Annotated in this window: 17 protein-coding genes and 1 tRNA gene; 6 read left to right on the forward strand and 12 right to left on the reverse strand. The window is 71.5% G+C overall.

The genetic code is table 11. From position 1 onward, the window contains the following. The 5 genes from FDA94_RS38155 to FDA94_RS38170 form a co-directional block, all read left to right on the forward strand. Positions 1 to 464 (forward strand): copper chaperone PCu(A)C (locus tag FDA94_RS38155; RefSeq protein ID WP_137251890.1); only part of this gene is annotated, 464 nt, incomplete at its 5' end. Then, entirely contained in the window at positions 457 to 1587 is a 1131-nt protein-coding gene (locus FDA94_RS38160; protein ID WP_137251891.1) for a Dyp-type peroxidase, read from the forward strand. The genes FDA94_RS38155 and FDA94_RS38160, both read left to right, overlap by 8 nt. After that, positions 1584 to 2099 (forward strand): copper resistance CopC family protein, encoded by a 516-nt coding sequence (locus tag FDA94_RS38165; protein WP_137251892.1) that lies wholly within the window; start codon positions 1584 to 1586, stop codon positions 2097 to 2099. The genes FDA94_RS38160 and FDA94_RS38165 overlap by 4 nt, the downstream gene beginning before the upstream one ends. A 5-nt stretch (positions 2100 to 2104) precedes the next feature. Then, positions 2105 to 2251 carry a hypothetical protein gene (locus FDA94_RS39700; RefSeq protein ID WP_170991313.1) on the forward strand — a complete coding sequence of 49 codons (147 nt, stop codon included), beginning with the start codon at positions 2105 to 2107 and terminating at the stop codon, positions 2249 to 2251. 79 nt (positions 2252 to 2330) lie between these two features. Then, on the forward strand, positions 2331 to 2864 hold the full coding sequence (locus FDA94_RS38170) for a sigma-70 family RNA polymerase sigma factor (protein ID WP_246060382.1): 534 nt from the start codon (positions 2331 to 2333) through the stop codon (positions 2862 to 2864). A 64-nt stretch (positions 2865 to 2928) separates the two neighbouring features. On the opposite strand, the gene FDA94_RS38175 is transcribed toward FDA94_RS38170, so the two are convergent. Next, positions 2929 to 4713, reverse strand: coding sequence for a ThuA domain-containing protein (locus FDA94_RS38175; protein WP_137251894.1), 1785 nt, complete (start codon positions 4711 to 4713; stop codon positions 2929 to 2931). A gap of 79 nt (positions 4714 to 4792) precedes the next feature. Beyond that, entirely contained in the window at positions 4793 to 7612 is a 2820-nt protein-coding gene (locus FDA94_RS38180; protein WP_137251895.1) for a PQQ-dependent sugar dehydrogenase, read from the reverse strand. A gap of 380 nt (positions 7613 to 7992) precedes the next feature. On the opposite strand from FDA94_RS38180, the gene FDA94_RS38185 reads away from it, so the two are divergent. Continuing rightward, positions 7993 to 9504: an arabinofuranosidase catalytic domain-containing protein gene (locus tag FDA94_RS38185; RefSeq protein ID WP_137251896.1), complete on the forward strand. Its 1512-nt coding sequence runs from the start codon at positions 7993 to 7995 to the stop codon at positions 9502 to 9504. Positions 9505 to 9550: 46 nt separating this feature from the next. Here FDA94_RS38185 and FDA94_RS38190 read toward each other — a convergent pair whose 3' ends face one another. The 10 genes from FDA94_RS38190 to FDA94_RS38230 all read right to left on the reverse strand — a co-directional run. After that, positions 9551 to 10060, reverse strand: coding sequence for a hypothetical protein (locus FDA94_RS38190; RefSeq protein ID WP_137251897.1), 510 nt, complete (start codon positions 10058 to 10060; stop codon positions 9551 to 9553). After that, on the reverse strand, positions 10057 to 10557 hold the full coding sequence (locus FDA94_RS38195; RefSeq protein WP_137251898.1) for a MauE/DoxX family redox-associated membrane protein: 501 nt from the start codon (positions 10555 to 10557) through the stop codon (positions 10057 to 10059). The genes FDA94_RS38190 and FDA94_RS38195 overlap by 4 nt, the downstream gene beginning before the upstream one ends. A 3-nt stretch (positions 10558 to 10560) precedes the next feature. Then, on the reverse strand, positions 10561 to 11049 hold the full coding sequence (locus FDA94_RS38200; RefSeq protein WP_137251899.1) for a hypothetical protein: 489 nt from the start codon (positions 11047 to 11049) through the stop codon (positions 10561 to 10563). 72 nt (positions 11050 to 11121) lie between these two features. Continuing rightward, positions 11122 to 11274 (reverse strand): hypothetical protein, encoded by a 153-nt coding sequence (locus FDA94_RS39705; protein ID WP_170991314.1) that lies wholly within the window; start codon positions 11272 to 11274, stop codon positions 11122 to 11124. Then, complete coding sequence (locus FDA94_RS38205; protein ID WP_137251900.1) at positions 11271 to 11768, reverse strand: hypothetical protein; 498 nt, start codon at positions 11766 to 11768, stop codon at positions 11271 to 11273. Before FDA94_RS38205 ends, FDA94_RS39705 begins: the two co-directional genes overlap by 4 nt. A gap of 5 nt (positions 11769 to 11773) precedes the next feature. After that, a complete protein-coding gene (locus FDA94_RS39710; RefSeq protein ID WP_170991315.1) occupies positions 11774 to 12286 on the reverse strand; it encodes a hypothetical protein in 513 nt (170 codons plus the stop codon). 5 nt (positions 12287 to 12291) lie between these two features. Then, complete coding sequence (locus FDA94_RS38215) at positions 12292 to 12969, reverse strand: hypothetical protein (protein ID WP_137251901.1); 678 nt, start codon at positions 12967 to 12969, stop codon at positions 12292 to 12294. 60 nt (positions 12970 to 13029) lie between these two features. Further along, on the reverse strand, positions 13030 to 13779 hold the full coding sequence (locus FDA94_RS38220; RefSeq protein WP_137251902.1) for an AfsR/SARP family transcriptional regulator: 750 nt from the start codon (positions 13777 to 13779) through the stop codon (positions 13030 to 13032). Positions 13780 to 13806: 27 nt separating this feature from the next. Further along, a tRNA-Sec gene (locus FDA94_RS38225) sits at positions 13807 to 13900 on the reverse strand. Between the two features lie 13 nt (positions 13901 to 13913). Beyond that, on the reverse strand, positions 13914 to 14113 hold a 200-nt coding region (locus FDA94_RS38230; protein ID WP_170991316.1), incomplete at its 5' end, for a SelB domain-containing protein.

The raw sequence follows: 14113 nt of genomic DNA on the forward strand, positions 1-14113 counted from the left end.
CGGCCGCCTCCGCCCCGGCCGCCTCCGCCCCGGCCGCCACCGCGCCGGCCGAGCCCGCGGCCGCCGCCCTGTCGATCACCGATCCGTGGGTGAAGACCGCCAAGGAGGGCATGACCGCCGCCTTCGGCACCCTGGTCAACAACTCCGGCGCCGACATCACGGTCGTCTCCGGCACCAGCCCGCTGTCGCCGATGATCGAGCTCCACGAGGTCGTCGACAAGGACGGCAAGATGGTCATGCAGCCCAAGCAGGGCGGGTTCGTCGTCCCGGCGGGCGGCAGCCACGAGCTGGCCCCCGGCGGCGACCACATCATGATCATGGACGCCAAGCAGGCCGTCGAGCCCGGCGCCGAGATCCCGTTCACCCTCACCCTCGCCGACGGCGGGACCTTCGAGTTCACCGCCGTCGGCAAGGACTTCGCGGGCGCCAAGGAGGACTACCAGCCCGGCACGCACAATGGCTGAGCTGACCCGCCGGGGACTGCTCGCCGGCGGCGTCGTGGCAGGGGTGGTCGCGCTCACCCCTGCCGCGTCGGCCCGCGCCGGGGAGACCGTCGTCCCCTTCCACGGCCCCCGACAGGCCGGCGTCGCCACCGAACCGCAGGCCCACGCCGTCTTCGTCGCCCTCGACCTGCGCAAGGGCATTGATCGAGACGCCCTGGCGCGCATGATGCGGCTGCTCACCGACGACGCCCGGCGGCTCACCCAGGGCCGCCCGGCGCTCGCCGACACCGAGCCCGAACTCGCGACGCCCGCCGCGCGCCTGACCGTGACCTTCGGTTTCGGTCCCGGCCTGTACGCCCATGCGGACGTGAAGTCCCCGATCAAGCCGCTGCCGAGCTTCTCCATCGACAAGCTGGAGAAGAGGTGGACCGGCGGCGACCTGCTCGTGCAGATCTGCGCCGACGACCCGCTCACCGTCAGCCACGCCCTCCGGATGATCGTCAAGGACGCCCGCTCGTTCGCGACGGTCCGCTGGACCCAGCGTGGTTTCCGCCGCGCCGCCGGCACCCAGCCGGGCGGCCAGACCCAGCGCAACGTCATGGGCCAGCTCGACGGCACCGCCAACCCGAAGCCCGGCACGCCCGACTTCGACCTCGCCGTCTGGCGGCCCGACGACACGACCCAGCTCGTCGTCCGCAGGATCAGGGCCGAACTGGAGACCTGGGACGCCGCCGACGTGGTGGCCAGGGAGTTCACCATCGGCCGCCGCCTGTCGACCGGCGCGCCCCTGACCGGCGCCCGGGAGCAGGACGCCCCCGACTTCGCCGCCAAGGGCGCCCACGGCTTCCCGGTGATCTCCGAGTACGCCCACATCCGCCGCGCCCACGTCGGCGACCCGCGGCTCCGCATCCTGCGGCGCCCGTACAACTACGACGAGGACGTCACCGCGCAGGGCCACGCCGACTCGGGCCTGATCTTCGCCTCCTACCAGGCCGACATCGAGCGCCAGTTCGTCCCCATCCAGAGACAGCTCGCCGAGGCCGACCTGCTCAACGAGTGGATCACCCCGATCGGGTCGGCGGTCTTCGTCATCCCGCGAGGGTGTGACGAGAAGGGCTGGATCGGCCAGGAGGTGCTGTCATGAGGTTCCTGGCCCTGCTCGCGGCGATGGTCGCGACGCTCGTCGCGGGCAGCGCGACCGCGCTGGCACACGACCAGCTCAAGGCGAGCGACCCGGCGAAGAACGCGACGGTCGAGTCGCTCGACGAGATCACGCTGACCTTCTCCGCCGGGGTCCGGTTCCCCGCGATGGTCCTGCACGACGCGGCGGGCACCGCCGTCGAGCTGACCAGGCCGGAGACCGAGGGCAAGCTCCTGACGGCTCGCCCCCTGTCGGCGCCGCCGCCGGGGAAGTACGTGATCGGCTGGCGGGTGGTCTCCTCCGACGGCCACCCGATCGAGGGTGAGATCCCGTTCACCCTGGCGGGTGCGGCCGCCGAAACGGCCGCCACCCCGGCGAGCACCCCGGTGACCCGGCCGGTCTCCGCCTCCGAAGACGACTCCGGCGGCGGGGGTCGTCTGTGGATCGTCGGCGGGGTGATCGCCCTGCTGGGCCTGGGCTTCTTCGTGGCCATGGGCCGCCGGAAGACGGGCTGACAACCGTGGTCGCGCGGCTGCCGTTCCGGGTCCTGAGGCCGGCCGCGTTCGCCGTGGTCGCCTCGGGGCCGGCGGTCGCCGCGCACCTGTTCGCCGGGCTCGGCGTCGCGTTCGCGGCGGTGTTCCCGCTGCCCGGGCGCGAGCGGGCCTGACCTCACGTTTCCCGGCCGGGAGTCTGCCCGGCCGGCCGTAGCCGTGCGCCTCGATCACGACATCCGCAGAGGAATGATCATGGAAGTGCCGCTGACCGAGCTGGCCCTCACCGCGCGCTCGGGCGACCCCGCCGATCTCGACGCGTTCGTCCGGGCCGCCTACCCGGACGTGCGCCGGTTCCTGGTCCGCCTCACCGACCGGGAGACCGCCGACGACCTCGTCCAGGAGACGTTCCTGCGCGTGCTGGCGAGCCTGCCGGGGTTCGCCGGGCGGTCGTCGGCGCGCACCTGGTTACTGTCGATCGCCCGCCGGGTGGTGGTCGACCGGTTCCGGGCCGCCTCCGCCCGGCCGAAGGTCGCCGACCTGACCGACTGGCAGACCACGGCCGAACGCCGCCGGCACCGAGACGCCGCGGGCCTCGACGAGTGGGTCGCGCTGGCCGACCTGCTGGACCAGGTGCCCTGCGAGCGCCGGGAGGCGTTCGTGCTGACGCAGGTCATCGGGGTGCCGTACGCCGAGGCCGCGCGGCTGCTCGGCTGCCCGATCGGGACCGTGCGCTCCCGGGTGGCCCGCGCCCGCACCCAGCTCGTCTCGTCGTGGACGGCGGCCTAGCCCGGAGACGCCGGTGGAGCCGGCCGCCTCGGGCGACCGGCTCCACGGATGCGTCAGGTCGTGATCAGACCCGGGTCCATCTCTGGTTGCCACCGCCGTGGCAGGTGTAGATGTGCAGCCTGGAGCCGTTGGCGGTGCCGGAGCCCACCACGTCCAGGCACTTGTTCGCGCCGATGGCGGTGATGGTGCCGTCGGAGTTGAACCGCCACTTCTGGTTGTTCTGGCCGTTGCAGTCCCAGATGCTGACGGGGGTCCCGTTGGCGGTGCCGTTGCCGCTCACGTCCAGGCACTTGTTGCCGTACACGCGCAGCTCACTGGCGCTCGTGGAGGTCCACCTCTGGTTGGTCTGACCGTTGCAGTCCCAGATCTGCACGATCGCGCCGTTGGCCGTCGACCCGCCGCTGACGTCCAGGCACCGGTTGGACGCCACCCCGCGCAGGGCGCTGGTGGTGCCCGTCGAGGGGCTCGGTGACGGAGAGGGCGACGGAGAGGGCGACGGAGAGGGCGACGGCGACGGCGTCACGGTGGTCAGTTCCTTGATGCGGATGTTGCGGTAGGCCACCACGTCGGGGGACCCGTGGTTCTGGATGCCGATGTACCCCTGTGTAAGCGAGCGGTTCGGGTCGGTGTTGGTGAAGTCGTTGATCTTGGTTCCGTTCAGGAACACCTGCAGCCGCTCACCCTCCACCAGCAGCTCGTAGGTGTTCCACTGACCCGGCGGGTTCAGGGCCGCGTCGCGGGCGGTCTGGTCGGCCGCCTTGAATCCGTAGATCGCGCCGGTCGTCCGGTCGGCGGCGTCGGTCGCGTCGATCTGCACCTCGTGACCGGTGTTGAGCGCGGTCTGCGGGTCGCTGGTGGCGGGGAAGCCGACGATGACCCCGGAGTTGGAGTCGCCGTTCAGCCGCCAGTCGAGCTTGAGCGAGTACGACCCGAACTGCTTGGTGCTGTACCAGAGCATGCCCATGCCGCCCGAGGAGGTCAGCGTGCCCGAGCTGTTGGAGAACGACCCCGGGCCGGCCTGCTGCCAGCCCGTCGTCGAGCCGTTGTACAGCGCGGTGTAGCCGGTCTCGGGGCGGCAGTCGGCGTGGGCCGCCTTGGCCGCGTACTTGATGCCGCCCAGCAGCAGGGTGCGGAAGTTGGAGTCGGAGTACGACGCCTGCGTGTGGCCCAGGCCGGTGTAGAACGCGCGGCCGGACTGCTGCGGGTGACACCAGGTGATCGGGTGGTCGCCCATGCCGCCGCCGCTGTAGCTGCTCTCGTCCAGGTTCTGCAGGACGCGCACGTTCGGGCGGGGGTTGCTGCGGAAGCTGTACCACTCGTCGCTGCGCGACCAGGTCGTGCCCAGGTGCGCGGTCGCGGGGTGCGCCCGGTCCTCCTGGCGCACGGTGGCCTGCTGGATGGCGGGGTGGCTGTTGAACCAGGCGCCCACCAGCTGCCCGTAGAAGGGCCAGTTGTACTCGGTGTCCGAGGCCGCGTGGACGCCGACGTAACCGCCGCCGCCGTTCACGTAGGTCTGGAAGGCCGACTGCTGGGTGTCGTTCAGCACGTCGCCGGTCGTGTTGAGGAACACCACCGCCTGGTACTGCGAGAGGTTGGAGGTGTTGAAGGCGTTGGAGTCCTCGGTGGAGTCGACGGTGAAGTCGTTGGCCGACCCGAGGTCGCGGATGGCCTGGGTTCCGACGGCGATCGAGTCGTGCCGGAATCCGGCCGTCTTGGAGAAGACCAGCACCTTGAAGGGGGCGGCGTGGGCGGGCACGGCCGGGATCACCGTCGCGGCGGCCGCGGTGACGAGCGCCACCGCGGTCACCGCCAGGCGCCTGAGCGCGGCAGAGGTCAGATGTCGCAGCATGGGGTGTCCTTCCGTCGTGACGCCCGGCGCGGTCGCGCCGGGCGTCACACCGATGGTTGTCGTGCTGGGGCGCAGGGCCTCAGACGCGGGTCCACTTCTGGTTGGCACCGCCGTTGCAGGTCCAGATACGCGCCTTGGTGCCGTTGGCGGTGCCGTTCACCTCCAGGCACTTGTTCGCGCCGATGGCGGTCATGCTGCCGTCGGAGTTCAGGCGCCACTTCTGGTTGTTCTGGCCGTTGCAGTCCCAGATGAGCACCGCCGTGCCGTCGGCCGTGCCGGCGCCGCTCACGTCCAGGCACTTGTTGCCGTACACCCGCAGCTCGCTGGTGCTGTTGCTGGTCCACGACTGGTTGGTCTGGCCGTTGCAGTCCCAGATCTGGGCCAGCGAGCCGTTGGCCGTCGACGCGCCGTTGACGTCCAGGCACCGGTTGGACCCGGTGCCCCGCAGCGCGTTCGTCCAGCCGGTCGGGGGGGTGCCGGTGGCGAAGCTGAAGGAGTCCACGTCGAACAGGTAGCCCTGACCCGTCGCGCCGCGGAACACCAGGTACAGCGTCGTGGCCCCGGAGGGCGCGCCGCTGAGGGTCGCCGAGACGTTGGCGAAGGTGTCCCAGCTTCCGGTGGCGGCCACGGTGGCCGTGCCGAGCAGCGTGCCCGTGGCCGAGCCCGCCCGGACCTCGATCCGGCCGCCCGCGCCCGCCGAGGAGACCCTTGCGGTGAAGCTCGTGGCGTTGCTCAGGTTGTACGGCTGGAAGGAGATCCAGTCGCCGTCGTCGACGAAGCCCACCGTCTTGCCGCCCTCGGCGGTGGTCTTGTCGGCCGTCTGCACACCCTGCTGGGCGCCGAAGTGCTCGGCCTGGCGGAGCCGCGGCTGCAGCGTCCGGGTGCTGGTCGAGGTCAGGCCGCCCCCGTCGGTGTAGGAGGCCACGAAGACGCCGTAGATGTTGGCCGCGGAGTCGTGCTCGCCGTCGACCGGCACCGCGATGGAGCCGCTGCACCCGTTCTGCGAGGTGATCTGGTGCGCGTGGCTGTCATGGCCGAGCGAGTAGGTCACCGACACCTTGGAGCAGTCGATCGTGCCGTCCTCCGGGTCGCTGACGGTGACCTGGAACGGCACCGTCTCCCCGAAGGAGAACAGCCGGCCGTCGCCCGGTGTCGTGAGCGTGACGGAGGGGGCGGTGTTGCCGACCGTCACGTTCACGCTTGAGCTCCCGGGCAGCCCCTGCGGGTCGCGGACGGTGAGCGTGGCGGTGTACGCGCCGTTGGCGGAGTAGGTCTTGACCGGGTTGGCGGCGGTGGAGGTGGTGCCGTCGCCGAAGGTCCACGAGTACGACAGCGCGCCGCCCTCGGGGTCGGAACTGCCGGCCGAGGAGAAGTTCACCGTCAGCGGAGCCGCTCCGGAGGTCTTGTCGGCCGAGGCCCTGGCGATCGGGTTGCGGTTGGCCTGGCCGATGTACTCGACCCGGTAGAGCGCCTGGTTGTTGCTGCCGGTGCCGTAGTCGAGCACGTACAACGCGCCGTCGGGGCCGAAGGCCATGTCCATCACCTGCGTGCCCGACCAGGGGAACGCGGAGATCTCGCCGTAGCCGCCGGAGGAGGTCACCTCGATGGCCTTGATCCAGCGGCGGCCGTACTCGCCGGCGAAGAAGCGGCCGTCGAGCGTCTGCGGGAACTTGATCGGGGAGTTCAGGCTGGCGTCGTACCGGTAGACCGGGCCGCCCATCGGCGACTCCGAGCCCGAGCCGAACTGCGACGGCGAGCCGGCGTCACCGGCGTACCGGATCCACGCGGGCTTGGCCGCGGGGAGCGTGGTCAGACCGGTGTTGCGGAAGGAGTTGTTGGTCGCGCCGCCGGAGCAGTTGTACTTGCTCCCGGTGCTGTTGCTGGCGAAGTTCCACTCGTTGTAGGTCTCGCTGGTGCTGTTGGAGCCCGTGCAGTACGGCCAGCCGTAGAAGCCGGGAGCGGTGACCCGGTTGAACTCCACCTGGCCGCTCGGGCCCCGGTTGGAGTTGCTCGACCCGGCGTCGGGGCCGTAGTCGCCCAGGTAGACGACGCCGGTCGCCTTGTCGACGCTCATCCGGAAGGGGTTGCGGAAGCCCATCGCGTAGATCTCGGGACGGGTCCCCGACGTCCCCGGCGCGAACATGTTGCCGCTGGGGATCGTGTAGGTGCCGTCGGCCTGCGGCTTGATCCGCAGGAGCTTGCCGCGCAGATCGTTGGTGTTGGCCGAGGAGCGCTGGGCGTCGTACTGCGGGTTGCGGTTGGTGCGCTCGTCCAGCGGGGAGTAGCCGCTCGACTCGAACGGGTTGGTGTCGTCGCCGGTGGTCAGGTAGAGGTTGCCCTGGGCGTCGAAGTCGATGTCGCCACCCACGTGGCAGCACTGACCCCGGTCGTTGGCGACCCGCAGGACCACCTTCTCGCTGGAGGTGTTGAGGGTGTCGTCGGAGTTCAGGGTGAACCTGGACAGGTACAGCTCACCCTTCCACGCGTCGAACTGCGACTGGGTGCCGGTGGCCGGGGCGTCGCCGCTCGGGGTGCTCAGCCGGGGCGAGTAGTAGAGCCAGACGTACCGGTTGGTGGCGAAGTTCGGGTCGACCGCCACGCCCTGGAGGCCCTCCTCGTCGTGCGTGTAGACGTTGAGCCGGCCGGCCACCTTCGTGTTGCCGTTGACGTCGGTCACGCGGACCGTGCCGTCGCGGGCGGTGTGGATGACCGAGCGGTTCGGCATCACGGCCAGTGACATCGCCTCGCCCAGCTCGTTGCCGCCGGAGGCGAGCGACACCTGCTGGTAGTCGGAGGGCGAGATGGTCAGCGCGTTCGCCGGGGAGGCGGTGAGCGCGACGACCGCCGGCGCGATGAGCGCCATCGTGGTCAGCATCCTGAGCCACGGACGTCGGGACATGCGGTGTTCCTTCCTGACATGGGAGAAGTCAGGGCAAGGCGCGCGCCGCCACGCTGTTGCCGGGAGGGTCATGCTTCTCGTGCCCGGAGGTGTGCCGCCTCGGGAGCATCGCTACCTATTACGTTCAGGCCGCCCCTGATCGTCAAGGGCTTAAGCCCGCTTATTCGATCGACTCTCCACCCGGGTGCCACCCCCGGCAGGTCGTCCATGCTCGTTGAGCTGTGAATATCGTCATCGCCCCAGAAGCATGCATCGGAATATGAATGAAACATTCACATCTGCCGTACCGATGAGCCCGCACAAGTCTTGGTCATCGGGCTGAGTCAGTCTTACCCTTGCGTCGAATCGATTCGCTCCCCCTCCCTCGAAGGAGTTCGACCATGCACATCCCCTTACCGGGCTCACGGCGGGCCCTCGTCGCGGCGGTCGTCGCGGTGCTGACCGCGCTCCTGGCGACCACCCTGACCTGGTGGACGCCGGCGACCGCGGCGACCACCCCGCTGATCGGCACGGCGTCCGGCCGGTGCCTGGACGTGCCCGGGGCCTCCCAGGCCAACGGCGTCCAGACGACGATCTGGGACTGCAACGGGCAGGCCAACCAGCAGTGGACCACCACGAGCGCCAGTGAGCTGCGCGTGTACGGCGGCAAGTGCCTCGACGTGAACGCGGCAGGCACGGCCGACGGGACGGCGGTGATCATCTGGGACTGCAACGGCCAGAACAACCAGAAGTGGCGGCTGAACTCCGACGGCAGCATCACCGCCATCGGCTCCGGCAAGTGCCTGGACGTGTCGGCCTACGGCACCGCCAACGGCACCAGGGTCCACATCTGGACCTGCCACGGCGGCGCCAACCAGAAGTGGTCGACCGGCGCGCAGCCCAGCCCGTCCCCGTCCCCGTCGACGAGCCCGAGCCCGCCGCCGCCCGGCGCCCGCCCGTGTGACATCTACGCCTCGGGCGGCACGCCCTGCATCGCCGCGCACAGCACGACGCGGGCGCTCTTCAACGCCTACGCCGGCAACCTCTACCAGGTCAGGCGCTCCTCCGACAACACGACCAGGAACATCGGCGTGCTGACCACCGGCGGGGTCGCCAACGCCGCCGCGCAGGACTCCTTCTGCGCCGGCACGACCTGCGTCATCACGGTGCTGTACGACCAGTCGGGGCGCGGCAACGACCTGTGGTACCAGGGATCCAGCGTGGTCCCCGGCTCCCCGCAGAGCCGGCCGGCGGTCGCCACCACCGAGTCCCTCACCGTGGGCGGCAACAAGGCCTACTCCCTGTACATCAACCCGGGCAACAGCTACTGGCGGGACGGCCACCTGACCGGCGTCCCGACGGGCAGCGCGCCCGAGGGCATGTACATGGTGACCAGCGGCGTCCACGTCAACAGCGGCTGCTGCTTCGACTACGGCAACAGCGAGACCACCCGCAAGGCCGACGCCGCCGGGGCCATGGACGCCATCAACTTCAGCACCCAGTGCTGGTTCGGCGGCTGCCAGGGGTCCGGCCCGTGGGTGCAGGCCGACCTGGAGTGGGGCCTGTTCCCGGGCGGCAGCCAGTCGTGGAACACCAACCAGCGGGCCTTCCCCCACAAGTTCGTGACCGCCACGCTGAAGAACAACGGCACGACCCGCTTCGCCATCAAGGGCAGCAACGCCCAGTCGGGCAGCCTCTACACGCTGTACGACGGCCCGCTCCCCAACGGCTACAGCCCGATGAAGAAGCAGGGGGCCATCATCCTGGGCAGCGGCGGTGACTGCTGCAAGCCCGACGGCGGCGCCAACCTCAGCGCGGGCACCTTCTACGAGGGGGCCATGGTCGCCGGATATCCGACCGACGCCACCGAGAACGCCGTCCAGGCCGAGGTGATCTCCGCCGGCTACCGCTGATCGGATCCGCCCCGGGAGGCGGCCGCACGACGGCCGCCCCCCGGGGTCAGCCCGCCTTCGCGGCCTGCTCACGAGCGGTGTCCGCGATCGCGGGCAGGTCGTCTCCGGTCCCCCTGACGACGACCAGATGGTCGTCGGTGAACACGGCGATCTCCGTCATCCCGCCGCGGTCCACGACGTTGGCCGGTCCTGGCCGCGACTCCACCGTCCCCGCGGAGGAGCACTCGGCGTAGAAGCGCTTGAAGGTCTGGACGGCGTCCGTGCCGGAGACGACGACCTCCGAGACCGACGCCCCGCCGGCCGTCGAGAACACCCGGAACCGCACCCGGGCGTCCGCCGGGGCGATGCTCCGCCTCCCGCACGGCACCAGCGCCTCGTCGAGGTCGGCCCAGCGGATGTCGCCGGTCGTGCCGGCCGTCCAGGGCCCGCCGGGCAGCTGGGCCGCGTCGAGAAGCACCTGCGGCGGCGCCGGACTGGCCGCGACCGGCCCTCCCTCCCCGGTGCAGGCGGACAGCCCCGCCACCGTGACCGCGACGACGAGCGCCCATCGGCTCATCTGGTCCTCCTTCGAGGGGACGACGACGAAACGGACAGCACCGAGGCCGCGACGACCGCCAGCAGGGCGGCGAACCCGGCCAGGGCCAGATGCAGCAGGCGGACGGGCGCGGTCTCCGGCAGGGGGACCACTCCCGTCGCCATCACGGCGCTCGCGGCGGCCCACACGACGCCGACGCCCGCCTTCGCCGGGGACACGGGGGTGACCGCGTCGAGACAGCCGCACGGGACCCGGCCGCGTACCCGCAGCAGGATCAGGAGATACCCGGCCAGCGCGGCGTGCCACACCGCGGCCGCCGCCCAGACGGGCCGCCCGGGGTCTCCCCAGACCCAGAGCGCGAGCACCGCGACGCCGAGCACCGGTTCGGCCACACCGGCGGCGCGGATCACCCAGGAGGGCAGCAGGCCGTGCCCGCGCGTGACCTCCTCGGCGCGGAGGAACGCCGCCGCCACGAGGAGCAGCGCGCCGGCCAGGGCCACGTCCGCGACCAGGATCATCGATCACCACCCCAGGAGCAGGACCAGCAGCGCGGCCAGGAATCCGGCCGCGCAGAACCGGCCCACCCAGGCGAGCCTGCCCAGCAGGTGGCGGTCCCACCGCGCCGGGTCACCGCTCAGCGACCGGGTGAGCGGCATCAGCACCCGGCCGAGACCGAACCCGAGCCCCGCCAGCACCCCGGGCAGGATGCCGCCGACGAGCACGACGGTGAGCACCAGGGCGTGCGGGAGCGCGGTCGGGGTGAAGGTGCGCACGCCCGTGCCCATCTCGAAGCCGAACTGGAACGGCCCCTCGAACCGGCTGCGCGGAATGATCTCCTGCGGCACCAGCCTGCGGTTCTGGATCAGCGCGAGTGGACGTCCGGCCAGCTCGAAGGCGAGCAGCACCGCCGCCACCGGGATCAGCGCCCAGGTCCGCCCCGCCTCCGGCACCACCGAGACGAGGCCGCCGAAGGCCCCCGCGACCGTACCCGACACCAGCCCGCCCAGCACCAGGCCGGACGAGAAGGCCGTGAGTTGTCCCCGCCAGACCGGCGAGGTCAGCAGATCCGCTGAGTTGAGGCTTCAAACCGAGCCGGACAGCGAGAACCCCGCGACCACGCCCATCAACGCCCAGGCGAGGAAGTCGAGCCTCCCGGGCCAGACCGCGCCGGCCACCGCCACGAACGCCGTCAGGACGAAGAGGAACCCGGCCGTACGGGTGGCGGGCAGGGTCACGGGTTGGCCCGCGAGCAGATGTAGAAGGTGCTGCCCACGCCGTACACCACGAATCGGCCGTCGGCGCAGCGGTAGGGGGTGCTGCCGTGCGTCCAGCGCCAGGCGTTCTTCTTCGAGACCCCGCTCGCGCCGCACTCGACGATGGGCGTGTAGTAGGAGTAGGCGTTGCCGTCGGTGCGGAACCAGCCGTCGCTGCCGCAGTAGCTGCTGGCGTACGACCCGCCCACGCAGACCCGCTGGGTGGTGCCGTCGCGGTAGCCGTCGAAGCTCGCGTAGCCGCTGTTCGAGCAGCCGGACCACTCCGAGCCGACGGTCGCCGAGGCGCTTTTGACGCGGGCGGGCGGGAGGGCGCCCACCACGTTCAGCGCCAGGGCGCCGCCGAGCACGCCGACCGACTTGACCATCGTGCGCCGCGACACCCGGGCCCGGACGGGCGGACGCGCCTCCACGTCCTCGTCCGCTGCCGGCACGTCGGACCAGTAGTCGCGGGTCATGTCGTTCACCTCACGTTCGACGATTCGGGCAGATCCATCCCGAGGAGCCGGTCGAGGTCCGGGTCGGACCCGACCACCCGGCGCCACTCCTCGGCGCCGTCGGGGGCGTACTTGACGAGCGAGGGGGTCGCGCCGACCGCGACCGAACCGAGCAGGTCGGCGTCGACGACGGCCTCGACGTGCGGGGCCGGTTCGACCCAGGCCGCGCACGCCCGGCTCGCGGACAGCACGACCAGGTGGCCGTCGATCCGGCCGGGCGGCATCCCGGCCAGATGGACGGCGCGGTCGCGGCAGCTGGGGCACTGTTCCGAGACCACGAGGACGAAGGTCGGCAGCCCGTCGGCGGAGGCGAAGCGGGTCACCCTCCGGACGGCGTCCGGGCCGGGGGCGGCTGCGGGGGCGGCGAGGACCGCCTGTTGGAGTTCGCGCACGATCCTGAGCAGGGCGGAGATCGCAAACAGGGCGATCACCATGCCGAGGAAGGCGAACACGGCCAGAGAGTTGACGACGTTCTGCACGGCGGTCAGCTCAGCCCGCAGGTGAAGGAGTCGGCGACGGCCGCGAAGCGCGGGTCGTCGGCGTCCCGCGCGGTGAGGATCGTGGTCGTCGACGTGTTGACCAGGATGGCCGACCGCAGGAGCCGCCCGTCGTCGGCCCGCTCGTCGCGTTTCCACAGCGCGCCGCCGCGCACCCGTTTGCCGGCGCCGCCCGGCGTGGGCAGCGCGCCGGCCGGGTTCACCTGGATCGAGCAGACGCCCTCCAGGCTGTTGACCGCCAGCAGGCCGTCGAGGCGCACCCGCGCGCCGAGCCGGGGAGCCAGCACGACGCCCTCGGGGGCGTCGCGGATGTCGAAGGCGGCGAGCTCGCCGATGAACAGCTCGAACGGCACGTTCGTGCCCTGGACGAAGGTGTAGACCTCGTGGTGCGGCCCGATCCACAGCATCGTCGTGCCGGCGTTCTCGGGGTCCTCGTGGGAGACCAGCCGGGCGCCGTTCCACGACACCTCGCGGACGGTGAACCGGTCGTACTCGCCCAGGTGGCGGGCGATGAGCTCGCGCGCGCCCGCCGCGCCGGTGTGGAAACGCTGGGCGCCCTTGTCGCTCCGCGCCCAGAACAGGTAGCTCCAGCCCATGGTGAAGGGCTGCGGGCCGCCGTCCGCGGTGAGCGTACGGCCGTCAGGTGTTCGCGCTAACATCGCCACGCCCCCAGAGTGAGCGGTATTCCTCCACGACCGCCATACGGCCGCCATACGGCCGCCACATCACAGGCTCGCGTCCTCCATGAGGATGCGGTCGTGCAGGGCCGTCAGCGTGGTCGACGGCCCGACGCCGATGTGCTCGACCAGCGCCGCCCGGCAGTCGTGGTAGGCCAGCAGTGCGTCGGCCCGGCGTCCGCTCTTGTGCAGGGCGAGCATGAGCCGGGCGCGCAGGTCCTCCCGCAGCGGGGCGCGGGCGACCGCGATCCGGAGCTGGTCGATGGCCTCCTCGTAGGCCCCCAGGCGGATGCACGCGCCGGCGAAGTCGCCGATCGCGGCGGTGCGGCGCTCGTTGAGCTGGGTGGCGGCGTTGCGCAGCGCCTCGGAGCTGTCGGCGAGGTCCTGGAGCGCGCCGCCGCGCCAGAGGGCGAGCCCGTCTCTGAGCAGGCCGGCCGCCGCGGCGTCGTCGCGCCCGGCCAGGGCGGTGGCGGCGGCCGACCGCGCCGCCTCGAAGTCGGCCAGGTCGAGCCGGTCTTCGACGTCGGTCACCCGGTAGCCGCCCGGCTCGGTCCGGATCTCGACGCCGGAGCGGGCCAGCCCCTTGCGCAGGCCGGCGATGTACGTCTGCAGGTTCCGCCGCGCCGACGGCGGGGCGTCGTCACCCCACAAGGCGGCGATGCAGCGCTCGGTCGAGACCGTGTGAGGCGAGTCGAGCAGCAGGAGGGCGAGGAGCTGGCGGTGCTTGATCCGGGTCACGGCGAACCGGCCGCCGTCCGGTCGATGGATTTCGAAGTGCCCGAGCAGGAGAAATCTCATGGAACTCCAGCCGACTCTGGGGGAGCAGCGGAGACGGACGGGAATCGAACCCGCCGCGCCGAGATCCTCGGCGCCACCGGTTTTGAAGACCGGGAGGGCCACCAGGCACCTGCACGTCCCCGATGGTAACGCTATCAAAGAAAAGTTCTGGAGCCAGAGGTGTCCTGGCGTCTGGTGATGCCGACCCGGTCGAGGTGCTCCAGAAGCGGGACGACGACCCGGCGGCTGGTGTTCAGCGCGGTCCGCGCCTGCGCCACGGTGAACGGCCGGGGCAGCCGGGCGAGCACCGAGGCCGCCTCCTCCACCGCGCCCGGCGGCAGCACGACGCCGGGCG

Origin of the sequence: Herbidospora galbida, assembly GCF_005233835.1 — a bacterium.
GTDB lineage: Bacteria > Actinomycetota > Actinomycetes > Streptosporangiales > Streptosporangiaceae > Herbidospora > Herbidospora galbida.

Coding starts and splice junctions, on each gene's coding strand:
- FDA94_RS38185 (WP_137251896.1), top strand. CDS start 7,993: ATGCACATCCCCTTACCGGGCTCACGGCGGGCCCTCGTCGCGGCGGTC.
- FDA94_RS38170 (WP_246060382.1), top strand. CDS start 2,331: ATGGAAGTGCCGCTGACCGAGCTGGCCCTCACCGCGCGCTCGGGCGAC.
- FDA94_RS38220 (WP_137251902.1), bottom strand. CDS start 13,779: ATGAGATTTCTCCTGCTCGGGCACTTCGAAATCCATCGACCGGACGGC.
- FDA94_RS38205 (WP_137251900.1), bottom strand. CDS start 11,768: ATGACCCGCGACTACTGGTCCGACGTGCCGGCAGCGGACGAGGACGTG.
- FDA94_RS38195 (WP_137251898.1), bottom strand. CDS start 10,557: ATGATCCTGGTCGCGGACGTGGCCCTGGCCGGCGCGCTGCTCCTCGTG.
- FDA94_RS38165 (WP_137251892.1), top strand. CDS start 1,584: ATGAGGTTCCTGGCCCTGCTCGCGGCGATGGTCGCGACGCTCGTCGCG.
- FDA94_RS38175 (WP_137251894.1), bottom strand. CDS start 4,713: ATGCTGCGACATCTGACCTCTGCCGCGCTCAGGCGCCTGGCGGTGACC.
- FDA94_RS38190 (WP_137251897.1), bottom strand. CDS start 10,060: ATGAGCCGATGGGCGCTCGTCGTCGCGGTCACGGTGGCGGGGCTGTCC.
- FDA94_RS38160 (WP_137251891.1), top strand. CDS start 457: ATGGCTGAGCTGACCCGCCGGGGACTGCTCGCCGGCGGCGTCGTGGCA.
- FDA94_RS38180 (WP_137251895.1), bottom strand. CDS start 7,612: ATGTCCCGACGTCCGTGGCTCAGGATGCTGACCACGATGGCGCTCATC.